The 19,054-nt window shown below is 70.2% G+C and carries 12 protein-coding genes; 6 read left to right on the top strand and 6 right to left on the bottom strand.

What is annotated here, in order from left to right; all coding sequences use genetic code 11:
* Genes ACIRB1_RS04130 through ACIRB1_RS04120 form a run of 3 tightly spaced genes read left to right on the top strand, consistent with a single transcriptional unit; the run spans nucleotide 1 to nucleotide 7,454 of the window.
* Complete coding sequence (locus ACIRB1_RS04130) at nucleotides 1-789, top strand: Tat pathway signal sequence domain protein (RefSeq protein ID WP_403464487.1); 789 nt, start codon at nucleotides 1-3, stop codon at nucleotides 787-789.
* Nucleotides 790-837: 48 nt separating this feature from the next.
* Complete coding sequence (locus ACIRB1_RS04125; RefSeq protein WP_403464486.1) at nucleotides 838-5,415, top strand: glycosyl hydrolase family 28 protein; 4,578 nt, start codon at nucleotides 838-840, stop codon at nucleotides 5,413-5,415.
* Nucleotides 5,412-7,454 carry a PQQ-dependent sugar dehydrogenase gene (locus ACIRB1_RS04120; protein ID WP_352177514.1) on the top strand — a complete coding sequence of 681 codons (2,043 nt, stop codon included), beginning with the start codon at nucleotides 5,412-5,414 and terminating at the stop codon, nucleotides 7,452-7,454. The genes ACIRB1_RS04125 and ACIRB1_RS04120 overlap by 4 nt, the downstream gene beginning before the upstream one ends.
* 12 nt (nucleotides 7,455-7,466) lie before the next feature.
* On the opposite strand, the gene ACIRB1_RS04115 is transcribed toward ACIRB1_RS04120, so the two are convergent.
* Together ACIRB1_RS04115 and ACIRB1_RS04110 are read right to left on the bottom strand one after the other, a co-directional pair.
* Nucleotides 7,467-9,293: a long-chain fatty acid--CoA ligase gene (locus ACIRB1_RS04115; protein WP_352177513.1), complete on the bottom strand. Its 1,827-nt coding sequence runs from the start codon at nucleotides 9,291-9,293 to the stop codon at nucleotides 7,467-7,469.
* Nucleotides 9,294-9,534: 241 nt separating this feature from the next.
* Complete coding sequence (locus ACIRB1_RS04110) at nucleotides 9,535-11,034, bottom strand: MFS transporter (RefSeq protein WP_352177512.1); 1,500 nt, start codon at nucleotides 11,032-11,034, stop codon at nucleotides 9,535-9,537.
* 117 nt (nucleotides 11,035-11,151) lie between these two features.
* Between ACIRB1_RS04110 and ACIRB1_RS04105 the strand changes: the two genes are divergently transcribed.
* Nucleotides 11,152-12,123 (top strand): Lrp/AsnC family transcriptional regulator, encoded by a 972-nt coding sequence (locus tag ACIRB1_RS04105; protein ID WP_352178253.1) that lies wholly within the window; start codon nucleotides 11,152-11,154, stop codon nucleotides 12,121-12,123.
* A gap of 119 nt (nucleotides 12,124-12,242) precedes the next feature.
* Here the strand turns inward: ACIRB1_RS04105 and ACIRB1_RS04100 are convergent, their stop codons facing one another.
* Nucleotides 12,243-13,109, bottom strand: coding sequence for a LysR substrate-binding domain-containing protein (locus ACIRB1_RS04100; RefSeq protein ID WP_352177511.1), 867 nt, complete (start codon nucleotides 13,107-13,109; stop codon nucleotides 12,243-12,245).
* A gap of 174 nt (nucleotides 13,110-13,283) precedes the next feature.
* On the opposite strand from ACIRB1_RS04100, the gene ACIRB1_RS04095 reads away from it, so the two are divergent.
* Complete coding sequence (locus ACIRB1_RS04095) at nucleotides 13,284-14,300, top strand: bile acid:sodium symporter family protein (protein ID WP_403464485.1); 1,017 nt, start codon at nucleotides 13,284-13,286, stop codon at nucleotides 14,298-14,300.
* Here ACIRB1_RS04095 and ACIRB1_RS04090 read toward each other — a convergent pair.
* Nucleotides 14,233-15,471 (bottom strand): hypothetical protein, encoded by a 1,239-nt coding sequence (locus tag ACIRB1_RS04090; RefSeq protein ID WP_403464484.1) that lies wholly within the window; start codon nucleotides 15,469-15,471, stop codon nucleotides 14,233-14,235. The genes ACIRB1_RS04095 and ACIRB1_RS04090 overlap by 68 nt on opposite strands.
* Before the next feature lie 10 nt (nucleotides 15,472-15,481).
* Nucleotides 15,482-17,350, bottom strand: coding sequence for an exo-alpha-sialidase (locus ACIRB1_RS04085; protein ID WP_403464483.1), 1,869 nt, complete (start codon nucleotides 17,348-17,350; stop codon nucleotides 15,482-15,484).
* Nucleotides 17,351-17,654: 304 nt separating this feature from the next.
* On the opposite strand from ACIRB1_RS04085, the gene ACIRB1_RS04080 reads away from it, so the two are divergent.
* Nucleotides 17,655-18,203: an isochorismatase family protein gene (locus tag ACIRB1_RS04080; RefSeq protein ID WP_403464482.1), complete on the top strand. Its 549-nt coding sequence runs from the start codon at nucleotides 17,655-17,657 to the stop codon at nucleotides 18,201-18,203.
* Nucleotides 18,204-18,236: 33 nt separating this feature from the next.
* Here the strand turns inward: ACIRB1_RS04080 and ACIRB1_RS04075 are convergent, their stop codons facing one another.
* Nucleotides 18,237-18,983 carry an SDR family oxidoreductase gene (locus tag ACIRB1_RS04075; protein ID WP_403464481.1) on the bottom strand — a complete coding sequence of 249 codons (747 nt, stop codon included), beginning with the start codon at nucleotides 18,981-18,983 and terminating at the stop codon, nucleotides 18,237-18,239.
* Nucleotides 18,984-19,054: the final 71 nt, after the last annotated feature.

Below are 19,054 nucleotides of genomic sequence, written 5' to 3'. Positions count from 1 at the left end.
ATGAGCGCGTCCAGAAGGGCGGTACTCGGCGCCGCCCTCGGCGGAGCCGCCGGTGTGGCGGCCGGCCTCCCTGCCGCCACCCCCGCCCACGCCGCCTCCTGGCAGCAGAAATGGGCACCGACCGCGACCGGCGACGGCCTCGACGCCTTCGAGACCGTCGAGGACGACCGCGCCGACTCGCACCCGGCCGGCCACCCGCACATCCGCGCCACCGGGGACGACTGGCGCTTCGACATGCACACCGTCGACCGCGACACCTCGACCGACCGGCAGCGCCAGGAGGTCACCGGTCTGCGCACCGGCGCCGGCAGCTACCTCAAGTGGACCGAGGGACAGACCTGGCGGATCACGTACTCGATGTACATCCCCAGCTCCCTGAAGGCGACCACCACCTTCACGCACATCATGCAGATGAAGCAGCCCGGCAGCGGCACCTCGCCGATCGTCGTGCAGTCGCTGCGCCGGGTCAACGGCGTGCAGACCATCGAGCTGAACCTGCCCATCGCCGGTGTCCTGGTCGGCCGTACCGGGCTCGACCCGCTGCACGACACCTGGACCGACGTCGACTTCCAGATCAAGGTCGGCAACGGCACGGCGGGTTCGGTCCGCTGGATCCTCAAGTCCGGCTCCACGACGGTGATCGACAAGTCGAAGACCGGCGTCGACACCTTCCTCGCCGACCGCGTCCGCCCCAAGTGGGGCATCTACCGCTCCCTCGGCGACACCTCCGGGTCCCTTCAGAACACCTATCTCCTGCTCACCGATCTCCGTGGCTACCAGCTCGTGTGAGGAGTCCGTGCCATGCAACCCCCCACCAGATCCCGTATGAAACCACCGATGTACAGGCGCAGTTGGGCGGCGAGCGTGTTCTTCGCGTTCGCCGTCGTGCTCGGCCTGGCCCACCCCTCGGCCCTCGCGGCGGCACCTCCGGCACCTCCGGCACCGCACGGACCGCACGCCGCCGTGTACGACGTACGCGACTACGGCGCCAAGGGAGACGGTTCCGCCAACGACACCCCGGCCGTCAACAAGGCCATCACGGCGGCCAACGCGGCCGGCGGCGGCACGGTCCGCTTCCCCGCCGGCACCTACAAGTCCAAGAACACCATCCACATGAAGAGCGACGTGACGCTCCAGGTCGACACCGGCGCCACGATCCAGGGCTCGTCCGCGGACACCTACGACGCTCCCGAGGCCAACCCGAACGACCAGTACCAGGACTACGGGCACAGCCACTTCCACGACGCGATGATCTACGGCGACCGGCTCACGAACATCGGCTTCGTCGGCGGCGGGGTCATCGACGGGCTCGGCAACCTGATCACCGGCAACCCCAAGTCCGGCCAGGCCGACAAGATCCTCTCGCTGACCCGCTGCGACGGACTCCGGATCGGCGACGGGCTCACCCTGCGCCGGGGCGGCCACTTCGCCGCGCTGATCAACGGCTGCACGAACGTCACCTCGGACCGGCTGACCATCGACACCGCGAGCGACCGCGACGGCTGGAACATCATCTCCACGACCCACGTCACGATCACCGGCGCGAACATCAAGGCCAACGACGACGCACTCGTCTTCAAGAGCGACTACGCACTCGGCGCGAAACTCCCCAACGGCCATGTCCGTGTGAGCGATTCCACCCTCTCGGCCAAGTGCTGCAACGCGCTCATGTTCGGCTCCGAGACCTGCGGGGACTTCTCCGACTACCAGTTCGCGAAGATCCGCATCGAGGGCGCCGACAAGTCCGGCCTCGGCATGGTCTCCATGGACGGCGCGAAGATCTCCGACGTCCACTACCGCGACATCACCATGACCGGCGTCCACTCGCCGATCATGGAGAAGATCGGCACGCGGAAGCGCTGCGGCAACAGTCCGGGCGTCGGCTCGATCAGCGACGTCACCTACGACAACGTCACGGCCACCGGCAACAGCCCCTCCTTCAGCCCGACCCTGTGGGGCGAGAGCGGCCACCGGATCAGCGGGATCACCTTCACGAACGTCCACATCACCGTCCCCGGCGGCAACGGCACCATGTCCACCGGCGTACCGAGCAACGACCCCAAGGACTACAACCCGAAGGCCATCGGCACCCGGCCGGCCTACGGCTGGTATCTGCACAACGCCGACAACGTCCACTTCACCGACAGCTCCGTGAAGTTCGCGGCCAACGACGGCCGGCCCGCCGTCATCGCCAACGCCGCGAGCGACGTCCGCTTCACCGGCTTCACCGCACAGCGGGGCACCAACTCGCCCTACGACCTCGGCTTCCAGGACGTGAACGGCTACTGCGTCAGCGGCGCCGGCGCGCCACGTGTCTCCAGCACCGGCTCCACCGAGAACTGCGCGACCGAGGCGACCGGAGTGACCGGGGCGACTGAAGCGGCTGAAGCGGCCGGCACGACCGCGAGCACTCGCCCGTCCGGTGCCGCCGCCCGTCCCCTCGATCTGGAGAACCCCCGCCAGGACTTCCTCCGAGGTGCCGTCGGCGGCCTCTTCCTCCACTGGGGCCTGCGCACCGCGCCCGCCCACACCAGTTGCACCGCCTGGGAGAACGACGTCACCAGCGGCGGCTGGACCCCCGACTACTGGATCAACGAGGCCCGGAAACTGCATACGCAGTACCTCGTCCTGGCGACGTTCCACAGCCGCCTCGGCTACGCCCGCCCCTGGCCGTCCAAGATCCCCGGTTCCTGCTCCACCAAGCGGGACTTCCTCGGCGAGCTGATCACCGCCGCGAAGGCCAAGGGCATGAAGGTCATCCTCTACATGACCGACGACCCGCAGTGGCACGACGAGGGCGGCCACGAGTGGCTCGACTCGGCCGCCTACTCCGCCTACAAGGGCAAGAGCGTCGACCTGACCACCCGCGACGGCTTCGGGCAGTTCAGCTACGACAACTTCTTCGAGGTCATGGACCGCTATCCCGACCTCGGCGGCTTCTGGATCGACAACGACAACGCGTACTGGGAGAGCCACGACCTCTACCAGCAGATCTACCAGAAGCGCCCCGGCTACACGCTCAGCAACAACAACGAAGACACCCCCATCATGGACATGATCAGCAACGAGCAGAAGACGGGGATGACCCCGGCCTACGACTACCCGCAGGCCATCTACACCGCCCAACCGCGCCTGACCGAGGCCGACTTCAAACTGCCCTCGACCGGAGCCTGGTGGTACGACGGTTCCGACCCGTCCGTCGACCGGATGCTCACCCTCGGCCGCCTCGTCACCAACGCCGGCTCCTCCGTCAAGGCGCTGATGGCGGAGACCGCCCAGGTCAACGGCAAGTTCCCGGCCAACCAGGCCGCCTTCAACACCTTCGCGAACTCCTACCTGGACCCGATCTGGGAGTCCCTGCACGGCACCGAGGGTGGCGGCTACCTGCACGGCGGTCTCAAACCCGGCTTCTGGAACGACGGCGCCCACGGCGTCACCACCATCAGCCGTACCGACCCCGACCTCCAGTACATCCACGTCCTGACCCCGCCCAGTACCAGCACCCTGCGCATCCGCGACAACGGCTACCGCATCGCCTCCGTCACCAACCTCCGTACCGGGGCGGCGATTTCGTGGTCCCAGTCCGGCGGGGTGCTCACGCTCAGCGGGCTCGGCGGCTGGGACCCGTACGACACCGTCTTCAAGGTCACGACCGCCGGCCGTCAGGGCATCCTGTCCGGCGTCACCGTGAGCGCGAGCGCCTCGGCGAGCGGCCACGCGGGTTCGGCGGCCGGGGACGGGAGTTACCTCACCTACTGGGACAACAACAAGACCCTGCCGGTCAACCTCACGTTCGATCTGGGCAGTTCGAAGAAGGTCCAGTACATCGGGCTCAACCAGCGTGAGGACTCCGTGGCCTACGCCCGCTCCGACACCGAGCAGTCGGCACGGATCAAGGCGTACAAGGTGTTCCTGAGCAACGACGGCACCACCTGGGGGAGTGCGGTCAAGACCGGAGAGGTGCCAAGTCGGCGCGGAATCCAGGGCATTGACCTCGCCGCGGCCACCGCGCGATACGTCCGCCTCGAAGTCGACTCCACCTGGGCCGCCGCCACCGACACCACCCGCTACAAGCGGCTGCGGATCGACGAGGCGTGGATCGGCACCTCCTACGCGACCCCCGCGACAGCCTTCACCCCGATGTCGGACAACGGCCAGTCGCAGCGCCCCGCCATGGGCTGGAGCAGTTGGAGCTATGTCCGCCGCACGCCCACCGAGGCGAAGATCAAGGCCCAGGCCGACGCACTGGTGGCGAGCGGCCTCAAGAACCACGGCTTCGTGTACGTCAACCTCGACGACTTCTGGCAGAAGTGCGACGCGAACGGCTTCACCGTCGACTCCTACGGCCGCTGGGCCGTCGACCCGGCCAAATTCCCGTCCGGGATCAAGGCGCTGGCCGACTACATCCACTCCAAGGGACTGAAGTTCGGCTTCTACGTGACTCCCGGCATCGCCAAGAACGCGGTCACCGCGAACACCCCGATCGAGGGCACCTCCTACCACGCGAAGGACATCGCGGACACGTCGAAGACGGAGAAGAACTACAACTGCAAGAACATGTACTACATCGACTACGGGAAGCCCGGCGCGCAGGAGTTCGTCAACTCGTGGGCGAAGCAGTTCGCGTCGTGGGGCGTCGACTACCTGAAGATCGACGGTGTGGGCAGTGCCGACATCCCCGACGTGCAGGCCTGGGACAAGGCACTGCGGGCGAGCGGACGGCCCATCAACTTCGCGCTCTCCAACAACCTTCCGATCGCCGACGCCGCCACCTGGCGTCAGTACGCGAACAGTTGGCGCACCCAGGGCGACGTGGAGTGCTACTGCGGGCCCGGCGCCAACGGCAGCGGTTACCCGCTCACCGACTGGTCGCACGTCTCCGCGCGCTTCAACACCGCCGCGTCCTGGCAGCCGTACGCCGGGCCGGGCGGCTGGAACGACCTCGACTCGCTGGAGGTCGGCAACGGCGACCAGGTGGGACTGACGGCCGACCAACGGCGCTCGCACTTCACCCTGTGGGCGATGGCGGGCTCACCTCTGCTCCTCGGCACCGACCTCACCCACCTCGACACCGTCGACAAGGCGATGCTCACCAACGACCGCCTCATCGGCGTCGACCAGGACGGCGTCGCCGCGAAACGCGTCGTGAACAGCGGCGTGAAGCAGGTCTGGAGCAAACGCGAGAGCGACGGCGCCTACGTGGTCGCGCTGTTCAACACCGGTACGTCCGGCAACGCGACGGTCTCCGTGAACTGGTCGCAGGTCGGCTTCACCGGCACGGGCGACGTCACCGACCTCTGGTCCGGCTCCCACAAGGGCACGATCGCGGACTCGTACAGCGCGACACTGCGGCCGGGCGAGACGCGCCTGATCCGTGTGAACCCGGTCAACAGCACTCTGAGGGGGCGGTCATGAAACGCGGCAGAAGGCTCGCACCGGGCGCATGGGGTCTCTCCCTGGCCCTCGCCCTGCCGCTCGCCGGACTCACCGGCGCCACCGCGCACGCGGCGAGCACCGACTACCAGGCCGAGGACGCCACCGTCGTCCAGGGCACCGTCGCCACCAACCACACCGGGTACACGGGCACCGGCTTCGTCGACTACACCAACGTCACCGGTTCGTATGTGGAGTTCACGGTGAGCGCCGCGGCGGCCGGCACCGCGTCGGTCGCCGTCCGCTACGCCAACGGCACCGCCGTCGACCGCCCGTTGGACATCTCCGTCAACGGCACGGTCGTAGCGCCCGCCGTCTCCTTCCCGGCGACCGCCGACTGGAACACCTGGGCCACCAAGACCGTGAACGTCCCGCTGACGGCCGGCACCGACAGGATCCGGGCGACCGCGACCACCGCGAACGGCGGCCCCAACCTCGACCGCATCAGCGTCGGCACCCCCACCGACGCCCAGGCCCCGACCCGTCCCGGCCAGCCGAGTTGCTCGGACATCGGCGAGGACGGCCTCACCCTGAACTGGGGCGCCTCGACCGACAACGTGGGCGTCACGGCCTACGACCTCTACGAGCACGGCAACAAGATCGGTGAGGCGCCCGGTAGTTCGACGAGCAAGGCCCTCACCGGGCTCGCCCCGAACACCACCTACAACCTCACCGTCATCGCCCGGGACGCGGCCGGGAACACCTCACCCGCCAGCCCGGTCGTCGACTGCACGACCACACCCAGTTCCGACACCAATCCGCCCACCAAACCCGGCACTCTGTCGAGCGCCGCCATCACGGCGAACACGGCCGACCTCAGCTGGGGGGCCTCCACCGACGACCGTGCGGTGGTCGCCTACGACATCCGCAGCGGGGACACCGTCTACAAGACGGTCACCACCGGCACCTCCACCACCCTCACCGGCCTCGCCTGCGACAGCCCGTACACGCTGGACGTCGTGGCCCGCGACGCGGCCGGCAACGTCTCCGCGCCGAGCAACACCGTCACCTTCACCACGAAGGCCTGCGCGACCGACGGCGGGGTCCCCTCGTCGATCGCCACGCTCTCCAGCGGCTGGACCATCCCGTGGGGCACCTACTGGATGCCCGACGGCCAGAGCGCCCTCGTCACCGAGCGGGACGACTTCAAGGTCTGGAAGACCACCAAGGACGGCACCCGGACCCAGGTCGGCACGGTGCCGAACGCGGTGACCACCAACGGCGAGGGCGGCCTCCTCGGCGTCGCCGTCGACCCGAAGTGGGCCACCAACCACTACGTGTACTTCATGCACACCGCGTCCGAGGGCAACCGCGTCGTCCGCATGACGTACAACGGCACCACCCTCACCAACTACACCGTCCTCCTCCAGGGCATCAAGAAGAACCGCTACCACAACGGCGGGCGCCTCGCGTTCGGACCCGACGGCTACCTCTACGTCTCCACCGGCGAGGCCCAGACCCCCGACCTCGCCCAGGACAAGACCTCCCTCAACGGCAAGATCCTGCGCATGACGACGGACGGCAAACCGGCGCCCGGCAACCCGTTCGGCAATTACGTCTACTCCTACGGCCACCGCAACCCGCAGGGCCTCGCCTTCGACCGCAACGGCCGCCTGTGGGAAGCCGAGTTCGGCAACAGCTCCAAGGACGAACTCAACCTCATCAAACCGGGCGCGAACTACGGCTGGCCCACCTGCGAAGGGACGTGCAGCGTCGCCGGCATGACCAACCCGAAGGCCACCTGGAACGTCAACGAGGCCTCACCCAGCGGGATCGCCATCGTCCGCAACGTCGTCTACATGGCGTCACTGCGCGGCGAACGCCTGTGGCGCATCCCCATCAACGGCGACACCGAGAACGTCGGCACCCCGACCGCGTACTACGTCGGCACGTACGGCCGGCTGCGTACCGTCACCAAGGTCCCCGGCGCCGACCAGCTGTGGCTGTCCACCACCAACTGCGACAACAACGGCAACCAGCCCGCCGGCTCCGACAAGCTCTTCCGCGTCAACATCGGCTAGAAAGAAGGGAGTTCAGGCCCGGTACAGCGCCTCGACCTCGTTCGCGTACGTGTTCTCGATGGCCTTGCGCTTCAGCTTCAGCGACGGGGTCAGCAGACCGTGCTCCTCGGTGAAGGGCTGGGCCAGTATCCGGAAGGTGCGGATCGACTCGGCCTGCGAGACCAGGGTGTTGGCGGCGACCACCGCGCGCCGCACCTCGGTCTCCAGGTCGGCGTCCCGCACCAGCTCGGCCGGCGACAGCTGCGGCTTGCCGCGCATCGTCAGCCAGTGCTCGACGGCCTCGTGGTCGAGGGTGACGAGGGCGGCGATGTAGGGGCGGTCGTTGCCGACGACGATGCACTGCGAGACCAGCGGATGGTCCCGCACCCGCTCCTCCAGCAGCCCCGGCGCGACGCTCTTGCCGCCCGAGGTCACCAGGATCTCCTTCTTGCGCCCGGTGATGGTGAGATAGCCGTCCTCGTCGAGGGAGCCCAGGTCCCCGGTGGCGAGCCAGCCGTCGTGCAGGGTCTCGTCGGTGGCCTTCTGGTTGTTGAGGTACCCCTGGAAGACGTTCGGGCCGTTGAGCCAGATCTCCCCGTCGTCCGCGATGTGCACGGTGACCCCGGGGATGGCCCGGCCGACCGTGCCGTAGCGGGTGTGCTCGGGCGGGTTGGCGGTCGCGGCGGCCGTCGACTCGGTGAGGCCGTAGCCCTCGTAGATCTGGACTCCCGCGCCCGCGAAGAACAGCCCGAGGCGGCGGTCCATGGCCGACCCGCCGGACATGGCGTTGCGGATACGGCCGCCCATGGCGGCCCGCACCTTGGAGTAGACGAGTTTGTCGAAGAGCTGGTGCTGCATGCGCAGGCTCGCGGAGGGGCCCGGGCCGGTGCCCCACGCCTTCGCCTCGACCGCGTCCGCGTACTTCACCGCGACCTCGACGGCCTTCTCGAAAGGACCGGACTTGCCGTCCTTCTCGGCCTTGCGGCGGGCCGCGTTGAAGACCTTCTCGAAGATGTACGGCACGGCCAGGATGAACGTCGGTCTGAAGGCGACGAGGTCCGGCAGCAGGGCCGCGGCGTTCAGCTGCGGCTGGTGGCCGAAACGTACCCCGCCGCGGATCGCCGCGACCTCCACCATCCGCCCGAAGACGTGCGCCAGCGGCAGGAACAGCAGGGTCGCCGCCTCGTCGCCGCGCTTCGAGTGGAAGACGGACTCCCAGGAGTCGATGACCGTGTCGGCCTCGTACATGAAGTTGCCGTGCGAGATGACACAGCCCTTGGGTCTGCCCGTGGTGCCCGAGGTGTAGATGATCGTCGCGGTCGAGTCCGGGGTGACGGCCTGGCGGTGCCGGTGCACCACCTCGTCCTCGATGTGCGCGCCGGCGTCGTACAGCTCCTGTACGGCACCCGTGTCGAGCTGCCACAGCTGGTGCAGCGCGGGGAGCCGGTCGATGACGGTGGCGATGGTCATCGCGTGGTCCTCGTGCTCGACCATCGCCGCCGAGACCTGCGCGTCGTGCAGCATCCAGAAGCACTGCTCGGCCGACGACGTCGGGTAGATCGGCACCACCTGGGCGCCGATCGTCCACAGCGCGAAGTCGAACAGCGTCCACTCGTAGCGGGTGCGGGACATGATCGCGACCCGGTCGCCGAAGCGGACGCCCCGCGCGAGCAACCCCTTGGCGAGCGCGAGGACCTCGTCACGGAACTCGGCGGCGGTCACGTCCCGCCACTCGTCCTGCTCGTCCTTGCGGCCGAGGGAGACATGGAGGGGGTCGTCCTGGGCACGCTCGAAGACGACGTCGGCCAGACCGCCCACCGGCGGTGCCAACGCCAACGGAGGGTTGTTGAACTCGCGCAAACCCCGCTCCCCGATCCCTGTTGGCACTCCCCTTCAGCGCGGTGAAAGCTACCCCACGGGACAGAAGGGCGGGAGGGGGTGGGAATTCCGGAGGTTCACGGGTCCGCACAGGTCAGCGGTGGAAAATGCCCGCACAAGGGGAAGGGCCGGACAGAAATCCTTACGGTTCCGTAGGTTTCGAGCCCGTAATCTCCACTGAATCTGTACGACCCGATTACCCCAGGCGTCCCGTCACCCGCCGTCACCCACGCGACGCCGCCTCCTCCCCGCCCGGCGTCCGCACGGCCGGTCCCGGCCCCGCGGGCCGCTCCGCGCGCCCCGATCCGGCCAGGGCGAGCACCAGCGCGCCCGCCGCCGTCCCGACGAACCCGGCCGTCACGAGCGCCGAGTCGAGCCCCGACGCGAACGCGGCCCGCAGCGCGTGCTCGGAGAACGCCCCACGCAGCGCCCCGGCCCCACCGCCCGCCAGCGCGTGCGCCGCGTCGTGCGGAAGCGTGTCCCGCATCCGCGAGGTCAGCACGGTCCCGGACACGGCGACGCCGAGTGCATACCCCAGCTGCCGTACGGTATTCACGGCACCGCCCGCCATCCCCGCGCGCTCCGCGGGCACCGCCGCGAGGGCCGCCCCCGCGATCCCGGGCGCCACCAGACCCGTACCGACGCCGACCAGCACCAGCCCCGGCACCAGCGTCGTCCAGTCCGAACCGGCGCCCAGGACGGCCTGGCAGAAGCAGCCCGTGCCGATCAGCAGCAGCCCGCCGCCGTTGGTCAGCCGCGCCGGCACCCCGTGCAGCAGCTTCCCGGCGAGCACCGACACCACGACCGCCGCGCCCGTCAGCGGCAGCAGCGTCAGACCGCCGCGCACCGGGCTCATCCCCAGCAGCGTCTGCATCCAGATCGACAGATACGGCACCACGCCGAACGCCACCCCGTTGAAGGCGAGCGCCCCCGCCATCACGCCCACGAACGCGGGCTTGCGCAGCAGCGACAGATCGAGCAGCGGATGCGCCACCCGCCGCTCCACCAGCACGAAGCAGACCAGCGCGAGCGCCGCGACCGCGAACGAACCGAGCGTCGCCGAAGCACCCCAGCCGTCCTCACCGGCCCGCACCACCGCATACGTCACCCCGGCCGCGAACCCCGCGAACGCGACCGTCCCGAGCCAGTCGATGCGCATCCCGCGAGGCCCCCGCGACTCCGGCACCACCCGCAGCGTCAGCCACACCGCGGCCACGCTCACCGGCAGGTTCACGAAGAAGATCCACCGCCACCCCGGCCCCTCGGTGAGCACCCCGCCCAGCACCGGACCGACCGCAGCCGCCCCACCGCTGACCGCACCCCACACCCCGAGCGCCACCGACCGCTGCCGCCCCCGGTACACGGACCCGAGCAACGGCAGCGTCGTGGCGAGCATCGCCGCAGCACCGACCCCCTGCACGGCCCGCGCGGCCACCAGCGCCCCCGGCCCGTCCGCCAGCCCGCACAGCAGCGACGCCACCGCGAACAGCACGACGCCCATCACATGCACCCGCCGCCGCCCCAGAACGTCGGCGGCGGCACCGACTCCCAGCAGCAGCGCGGCCAGTGCCAGCGCGTACCCGTCGACCACCCACTGCAAATCGCTCAACGACGCGTGCAACGACCGCGCCATGTCCGGCAGCGCGACGACCACGATCGTCACGTCCAGCAACAACATGAACGTGCCCAGGCACACCGCCGTGAGCGGCCCCCATGTACGCATTCCCTCAACTCCCCTGTTCCGGATGTGCAGTTCTCCGTACGATGAGCCGCACGCGGACGAACAGAGCAGTACGGGACGCCTCACCGCCGGAATCCGACAGGAGCAGCCGTGCTGGAGATGGAATCCGACACCTACGACCTGCTGGACCTGCAACTCCTGACCGCCCTGGAACTCAACGGCCGCGCCTCCTTCAGCCGCCTCGGCACGGTCCTCGGCGCCTCCGACCAGACCATCGCCCGCCGCTACCGCCGCCTCACCGCCGAGGCCGGCCTCCGCGTCGTCGCCATCCGGGACGCCGAACGCCTCGGCCAGGACCAGTGGATGCTCCGCCTGCGCTGCGCCCCCGACAACGCCCTCAACATCGCCGACGCCCTCGCCAGACGCCCCGACACCGCCTGGATCGGCCTCGCCTCGGGCGGCACCGAGATCATCTGCCTGACCCGCCCCCGCAGCCCCGGCGACTACGACGACCTCCTCCTCGGCAAACTCCCGCGCACCCCCAGCGTCCTGGACATCCGCGCCCACCAGATGCTCCACCGCTTCTACGGCGGCCCCACCGGCTGGCTGCGCCGCTTCAACCTCCTCACCGACGACCAGACGGCCGCCCTCCTCCCCGAACCGTCACCCGATCCAGGCCCCGCCCGCATCACCCCCGACGACGAGCCCCTGATCGCCGCCCTCGAACGCGACGGCCGCGCCACCTACCCCGAACTCCAGCGCGCCACCGGCCGCTCCGAGTCCGCCGTCAAACGCCGCCTGGCCACCCTGCTCGGCTCCGGCGCGCTGTACATCGACCTCGAGTACGACCCGGAGTTCTTCGGCTACTCCCGCGCCGCCGTCCTCTGGATCACGGCGACCCCGGCCGCCCTGCACTCGGTCGGCGAGGCCCTCGCCACCCACGACGAGATCGCCTACGCCTCCGCCACGGCCGGCCCGTCCAACATCTTCGTCACCGCCGTGGTCAAGAACACGGCAGGCCTCTACGACTACCTCAGCGGCCCCCTGGGCCACCTGGCCGGCGTGACACACGTGGAGGCGAGCCCCTTCCTGCGCAGGGTCAAACAGCTCACGTACCGCACCCTCCGCTGAACCCCGGGTCCCTCAAAAGCACCGGGGCCGACACCCTCCAGGGGCGCGGGGAACGGCGCGACCGGCCACGACGGCGCGGCACCCGAGAACGCACACCGGGGACCCCTCCCTCGACTCCTTCAACTCCGCCGCTGCAAGCGGTCCCCACCCGAGAGAATCGCCCCCGCCAACGCATCCGCCGCCCCCTGCGCGGAAACCCGCCGGCGCCCGTGCACCAGCACGAAATCCACCTCTCCCAGCTCCGGCAACCCCGCCCGCTCGGGCACCCGCACCAGCCCCGGCGGCACCATCCCCCGAGAGTGGGCCATCACCCCCAACCCGGCCCGCGCGGCGGCGATCAGTCCATTGAGACTCCCGCTGGTACAGGCGATACGCCAAGCCCGCCCCTGCCGTTCCAACGCCTCCAACGCCAACGCCCGAGTGATCCCCGGCGGCGGATAGACGATCAACGGCACCGGCCGCTCCGCGTCCAACCGCAACCGCTCCGCCCCGATCCACACCAGCTTGTCGTGCCAGACCAGTTCCCCCCGCGAATCCTCGGCCCGCCGCTTGGCCAGCACCAAGTCCAGCTTCCCCGCGTCCAGTTGCTCGTGCAGCGTCCCGGACAGCTCGACGGTCAGCTCCAGGTCGACCTCGGGATGGTCGTGGCGAAACCCCTCCAGAATCTCCGGCAGCCGGGTGAGCACGAAGTCCTCGGACGCCCCGAAGCGAAGCCGCCCCCGCAACCGCGTCCCGGTGAAGAACGCCGACGCCTGCTCCTGCACCTCCAGCATCCGGCGCGCGAATCCGAGCATCGCCTCGCCGTCCTCGGTCAGCTCCACGGAATGCGTGTCCCGGGTGAACAGCTGCCGTCCCGTCGCGTCCTCCAGCCGCCGCACATGCTGGCTGACCGTGGACTGCCGCAGCCCGAGCCGCCGCGCGGCCTGCGTGAAACTCAGCGTTTGGGACACCGCGAGGAAGGTACGCAGGTGGGAGAGGTCGTACATGCCCCCACGGTATCCGCTTATCGCGAAACGTGATGGCAGTCAGAGCGGTATGACGGATTCCCGATCAAGAGGCCGGAGAGGAGGATGGGGAGGGCACGAGTCCGCCCCGGACGACGGGACGGACGTACAGCGAGGTAGTGGAGCACAGTGATACGCCTGCGACGGCCGAGCCGGATGCCGATCGACCCCTACATCCTGCTGCTGCTCGGGACGGTGGGCGTCGCCGCACTCCTCCCGGCCAGAGGCACAGGCGCCGACGTCGCCTCGGGCGCCTCCACGGCCGCGATCGCCTTCCTCTTCTTCCTCTACGGCACCCGGCTGTCGACGCGTGAGGCCGTGGAGGGCTTCAAGCACTGGCGGCTGCACACCACCGTCCTGGCCTGCACCTTCGTGGTCTTCCCGCTGCTGGGCCTGGCCGCCCGCGGCCTCGTCCCGGTGCTGCTGACACACCCCCTGTACCAGGGACTGCTGTTCCTCACCCTCGTCCCGTCGACCGTCCAGTCGTCGATCGCGTTCACCTCGATCGCGCGCGGCAACGTGCCCGCCGCGATCTGCGCGGGCTCCTTCTCCTCGCTGGCCGGCATCGTCATCACCCCGCTCCTCGCGGCGGCACTGATCGGCGGCAACGCGGGCGGGTTCTCCGCCGACTCGCTCCTCAAGATCGTGCTGCAACTCCTCGTGCCCTTCCTGGCAGGGCAGGTGCTGCGGCGCTGGATCGGCGGGTTCGTCACCCGGCACAAGCAGGTGCTCGGCTACGTCGACCGCGGCTCGATCCTCCTCGTCGTCTACACGGCGTTCAGCGAGGGCATGGTCCAGGGCATCTGGCACCAGGTCAGCGCCGTCCGCCTGGCCGGACTGCTCGCCGTCGAGGCCGTCCTGCTCGCGGTGATGCTCACCCTGACCTGGTACGGCGGCAAGGCGCTGCGCTTCGACCGGGAGGACCGGATCGCCATCCAGTTCGCCGGCTCGAAGAAGTCCCTCGCGTCCGGACTGCCCATGGCCGGCGTGCTGTTCGGCGCGCACGCCTCCCTCGCCGTGCTGCCGCTGATGCTCTTCCACCAGATGCAGCTCATGGTGTGCGCGGTCATCGCCAAGCGCCGCTCCCACGATCCGCTCCCCGAGGTCATGGAGGCGGGGGCCCCAACCGCAGGGTCACGAACCGCGGTCGGTACAGCGACACGTTCCGGCTGAGGTTCAGGGCGGCCGAAGTGGCCGTCGCATCCAGCCAGTTGACGTCGTAGCTGAGCACGAGCCGGTCGCCGTCGCCCACCTCCGGGTGGGCTTGCGGGTTGTAGGCGGCGACCTGGCCCGGCGGCAGCGGCGGGCTGAAGCTCCGGCCCGGCCCGTGCCAGGGTCCGGTGGGCGAACACGCCCAGTACGAGGTCACGGTGGTGAGGCCCCGGCTGCCCGCCGCCATCGTGAACAGGACGTACGTCCCGCCGTCCCGCACCACCGAGAACGCGCTGCCCACGCCCGTGCGCCGGCCATCGCCGAGCACCGGTCGCGGCCCCGCCCGGGCCGTCCACGCCGAGCCGTCCCAGAACTCCCAGGCGCCCGGCTCCCCGAGCCGCCCCACCGGCACCCGCGCCACATACGCAGAGGAGGTCGGCCGGGCCGCGGCCTGCGCGTCGTTCCCGCCGAAGACGTACGTCCAGTCGCCCGCCACGACCGACGTCGTCCCGAACTGCACCCGCCGGGACGGGTCCTGGACCAGCTCCTGCCCGAAGACCCGCACGATCGACTCCACCCGCAGGTCGGGCAGCGACAGCGTGGCCACCTCGGTCGCTGCGGGCACGCCGTAGATCCACGGGTACGGCCCCGCCGTCCGCGTCCACAGCAGCACCCGTACGACCGACTCGGCGGAGCCGGGGGAGCGGGGCTCGACCTGGGCCGCGACCGGCCAGCGCCAGGCGTTCGGGGCGGGGTCGGGGAACAGCGGTGCGGGGAGGGTGAGTTCGGGGTGCCCGTCGCGCATCACCACCGCCGAGTTGCGGACCAGCGGCGCCGCGGTGTCCCGCCAGGCGTACGACTCGCCGACCGGGTTGGGCGGGGCGTACACCCGGCCGAGGTAGGTGTCGGAGAACAGCCACAGCACCCTGCCGTCCGGCAGCCGCACCGAGTGGGTGCCGTCGCCGCCGGTCCAGTCGTCGGTGCGGGTCTCGTCGTCGCCGTACGCGGCGAAGGAGTCGGTGAGCCCCGCGTCGGGCGACCACGCGCGGACCGTACGGGCCGTGCACGTGCCGCCGCCCTCCCCGCGGTGGTCCCGGGGGAGGGCGGTGAGCAGCACGGCCGCGAGGGCCAGGGTCAGCAGCAGGCCGACCCCGGCTCCCCGGCGCTGTCGTGCTCGTCGGTCGTCGGGCACGCCCGGGACGTTAGTGGCTGCCGCTCACATGGTCCATGGGCAGCCACAGGACGGTCCCGGCGGGAGAAGGGTGCGGCGCGGCGAGTTCGTCGTCCGTCAACAGCCGGTCCCAGACGTGTACGTCGTCGATCGAGCCGGTGAAGTACTGCATGCTGTCCATCCGTTGGCCGATGTGCACACCGAACGGTGAGTTGCGGCTGACGGAGCCCACGATGTCCGCCGTGCTCACCGTCGTCCCGTCGACGGACAGCGTCAACTGCCCGCCGCCGCGCCGCAGTACGGCCCGATGCCACTGCCCGTCGTTGGAGGCGCCGGCGGTGACCACGGAGGCCGTGTGGACGGTCTTCGCACCGACGCGGGTGGTGATCAGCGCCCGGACGTCGTTGCCCGCGGGCTCACCGCGCAGCCACACCTGTGGCTCGGTGGTGCCGACCCCGCCCATCCACAGGAAGGGCTGGTCGCCGGTCGTGGCGGTGTAGCGGAACCAGAGCGACACCGTGAAGTCCTTGGTCCCCAGCGGGAGTCGGTCGCTGTACGGCAGCCGCACGGCGTCGTCGACCCCGTCGAAGGACAGGGCACCACCGGACACGCCGTCGGTCTCCTGGGCGCCGCCGAGCACGGCCGCGCGCCGGGCGTACGGGGCGAGGTCGGCGGTCGTCGGGTCCGGGCCCCGGCGCGGTTGCAGCCAGGCCTCGTCGAAGCGGGCGAAGCGGATCTCGTCGGTCGCGGTCACCGCGCCGCCCTCGTAGAGGAGGCCCACGCTGTCGCCGTCGACGCGTGCCATGTCGGAGTAGCCCGACCAGTCCTTCGTCACGACCGTGCCGCGGTCCACGCTGTCCCAGGTGCGGCCGCCGTCGTAGGAGGAGCGGATCATCATCGTGCGGCGGCGGTCGGGGTCGGCGTCACAGGCCAGCAGGATGCGGGAGCCGACGCCGAGCGTCGAGCACTGCACCTGCGGGGCGTACAGGTCGGGGAGGGCGCGGAAGGGCGCGGTGAAGCTGTCGCCGCCGTCGTGGCTGACCGCCTGGGTGCGCTGCCCGAGGTCGGTGCCGTCCTGTTCACGGCCGCTCACCAGGATCGCGCCGTCGGTGCGCTCGGTCAGCGTCACCTCGGACGGCTTCTGCCGCCAGGTGCCGTCGGCCGCGATCGGGTACGAGTCGGTCGCGCCGATCTTCCAGTGGTCGCCGTCGTCGTCGCTCACGATCAGCGCCGCGTTGTTCGCGGTGACCCGACTCCCGTCCCAGGTCTCGGTGTTGACGCCGAAGACGAGCCGCCCCCTGTGCCGGCCGCGGGTGAGCTGGATGCCGTGCACGGGACCTGTGGCGTACCAGGAGTTCCAGTTCGGGGGCAGGATCTCGTCGCTCAGGTCGCGCGGCTGCGACCAGGTCAGGCCGTCGTCGTCGCTGTACTGCATGTGCGGGGTGCGGTCGCAGGGGACCGAGCAACTGGCGCTGTCCGTACGGCCCGTGTTGTACGTCTCGGCGATCAGGACGCGGCCTGTCTTCCGGTCCACGACGGGTGCCGGGTTGCCGTGGGTGTCGCCGCCGCCGTGGTTGACGACCTGTAACGGGCTCCAGGTGCGGCCGTCGTCCGTGGAGCGCTTGACGACGATGTCGATGTCGGCGGCGTCACCGCAGTTGAGGACCCGGCCCTCGGCGAACGCGAGCAGGGTGCCGTCGTTGGTCCTCACCATGGCCGGAATCCGGAAGCAGGCGTAGCCCGCGTCCTGGGGAGCCTTGAAGAGGACCTGTTGGTCGAACTCGGGTGTGGGGGAGGTGGTGGCGGTGGCGTGCGCGTGGCCCGGGAGCATGAGCAGCGCGGCCAGGGTGAGTGCGGCGGTGAAGGTGGATCTCAGACGTGCGCGAAGACTCGACGGCATGGTGCTTCCTGCCCTTCATTCATCTGGACATCTGGACATCCCACGTCCAACGGGCGCGTCACAGACGTTAGTTGGGGCCTCCGGCGCCTCACAAGAAGCGTGCAGCGCATGTCGCCCCATAACTTCGCCATGTGGGAAGGATGATGAGGGAGTGTCAGATGAGGCTGCGGCTCAGGAGAAGGCCGCCCGTGCCGCGCCGACGACGAACGTCTCACCCCGCTGTCGGAGGCCGAACGCGCCGGGTTCATGGGCCTGTTGATCCGGATTTCCGGTACGGACGGCTGATGGGGGCTAACGTTCCGTCATGACTCCACCCCGGACACCCGATCCCCGGCTCGCCCTCGACCCCGAGCGCACCGCCCTGGTCCTCGTCGACCTGATGGACCGCATCGTCGCGCTGCCGCTCGAACCGTACAGGGGAACCGAAGTCCTCTCCGTGGCCGAGGAGTTGGCCGCCGCCTTCCGCTCCGTCGGCGCGCTCGTCGTGCTGATCCGGGTCGAACGTCCCGGCACGGCCGAGCAGCCCGCCGGCAGTGGACTCGCCGACGGGCTGCTCCGGGAAGGGGACCTGGAGATCGTGAAGCGGACGATCGGCGGCTTCCAGGGCACGGGACTCGACGAGCGGCTGCGTGAACGCGGCATCACCACCCTGGTGTTCGGCGGGATCGCCACCAACCTCGGCGTGGAGTCCACCGCGCGTGCCGCCGGCGACCTCGGCCACCACCTCGTCTTCGTCGAGGACGCGATGAGCGCGCTCACCGCCGCCGAGCACCAGGCGTCGGTGAAGCTCGACTTCCCCCGGCTGGGGTCGGTGGTGACGGCCGCGGAGGTGCGGTTCGCGAAGGGCGGTTGAGCCCGTCACCCCCGGTTCGGGGCCACCGTCCGGTCAGACGAGGAGGGTGCCGCCGTCCACGACCACCGTCGAACCGGTGCTGTAGCCGCCGCGCATCAGATACAGGTACGCCTCGGCGACGTCCGCCGGCTCACCGATCCGCCCGACCGGCAGCGAACCCGCGACGGACCCGAACAGCCCGTCCCGCTCCTCGGCGCCCAACTCCCGCCACAGCTCGGTCCGGACCACACCGGGCGCCACCACGTTGACCCGCAGCGGGGCCAGCTCCAGGGCCAGCGCACGGGTCAGCGACTCCATCGCCCCGCACAGAGCGGCGGCGACGGTCGTGCCGGGCAGCGGCCTGCGCGCCGCGGTGCCCGTCGTCAGGACCACGGAACCGCCCTCCCGGATCGACGGAGCGCCGTACTTCACCGCCGTATAGGCACCCCACAGCCGGGTGTCCAGGAAGGCGCGGGCCCGCCCGAGGTCGGACTCCGCGAGGCGCTCCATCAGCAGCGCCTCACCTGCCGTGTAGACAAGGTGGTCGTAGCCGCCGATCCCGGCGAAGAAGTCCCGTACGGCGCCCTCGTCGCTCGCGTCGAGCACCCTGCCCTCGGCGTCCGCCGGGAGCCGCTTCAGCGCCGCGTCCACGTTCTCCTGCCGGCGCGAGGCGACCACCACCCGGGCGCCCTCCTGTCCGGCCGCCTCCGCGACGGCGAGCCCGATGCCCGCCGTACCGCCGATGACGACGATCCGCTGTCCTCGCAGTCCCATGTCCTGCCCCTTTCGCGTTGCTGTCACGCGATCCAGCCTGCGGCCGGGGCCGCCTCGCCGTCCAAGACCTCTTCCGGCGGTGGCGATACCCTGAAGGC

It is taken from the genome of Streptomyces sp. NPDC096013, from assembly GCF_044763565.1.
Classification (GTDB): Bacteria; Actinomycetota; Actinomycetes; order Streptomycetales; family Streptomycetaceae; genus Streptomyces.
Note: the sequence above shows the minus strand (reverse complement) of the source record. Positions and strands in the feature narration are given on the sequence as shown.

Coding starts and splice junctions, on each gene's coding strand:
- ACIRB1_RS04120 (WP_352177514.1), top strand. CDS start 5,412: ATGAAACGCGGCAGAAGGCTCGCACCGGGCGCATGGGGTCTCTCCCTG.
- ACIRB1_RS04080 (WP_403464482.1), top strand. CDS start 17,655: ATGACTCCACCCCGGACACCCGATCCCCGGCTCGCCCTCGACCCCGAG.
- ACIRB1_RS04110 (WP_352177512.1), bottom strand. CDS start 11,034: ATGCGTACATGGGGGCCGCTCACGGCGGTGTGCCTGGGCACGTTCATG.
- ACIRB1_RS04100 (WP_352177511.1), bottom strand. CDS start 13,109: ATGTACGACCTCTCCCACCTGCGTACCTTCCTCGCGGTGTCCCAAACG.
- ACIRB1_RS04105 (WP_352178253.1), top strand. CDS start 11,152: ATGGAATCCGACACCTACGACCTGCTGGACCTGCAACTCCTGACCGCC.
- ACIRB1_RS04125 (WP_403464486.1), top strand. CDS start 838: ATGTACAGGCGCAGTTGGGCGGCGAGCGTGTTCTTCGCGTTCGCCGTC.
- ACIRB1_RS04095 (WP_403464485.1), top strand. CDS start 13,284: ATGCCGATCGACCCCTACATCCTGCTGCTGCTCGGGACGGTGGGCGTC.
- ACIRB1_RS04085 (WP_403464483.1), bottom strand. CDS start 17,350: ATGCCGTCGAGTCTTCGCGCACGTCTGAGATCCACCTTCACCGCCGCA.
- ACIRB1_RS04130 (WP_403464487.1), top strand. CDS start 1: ATGAGCGCGTCCAGAAGGGCGGTACTCGGCGCCGCCCTCGGCGGAGCC.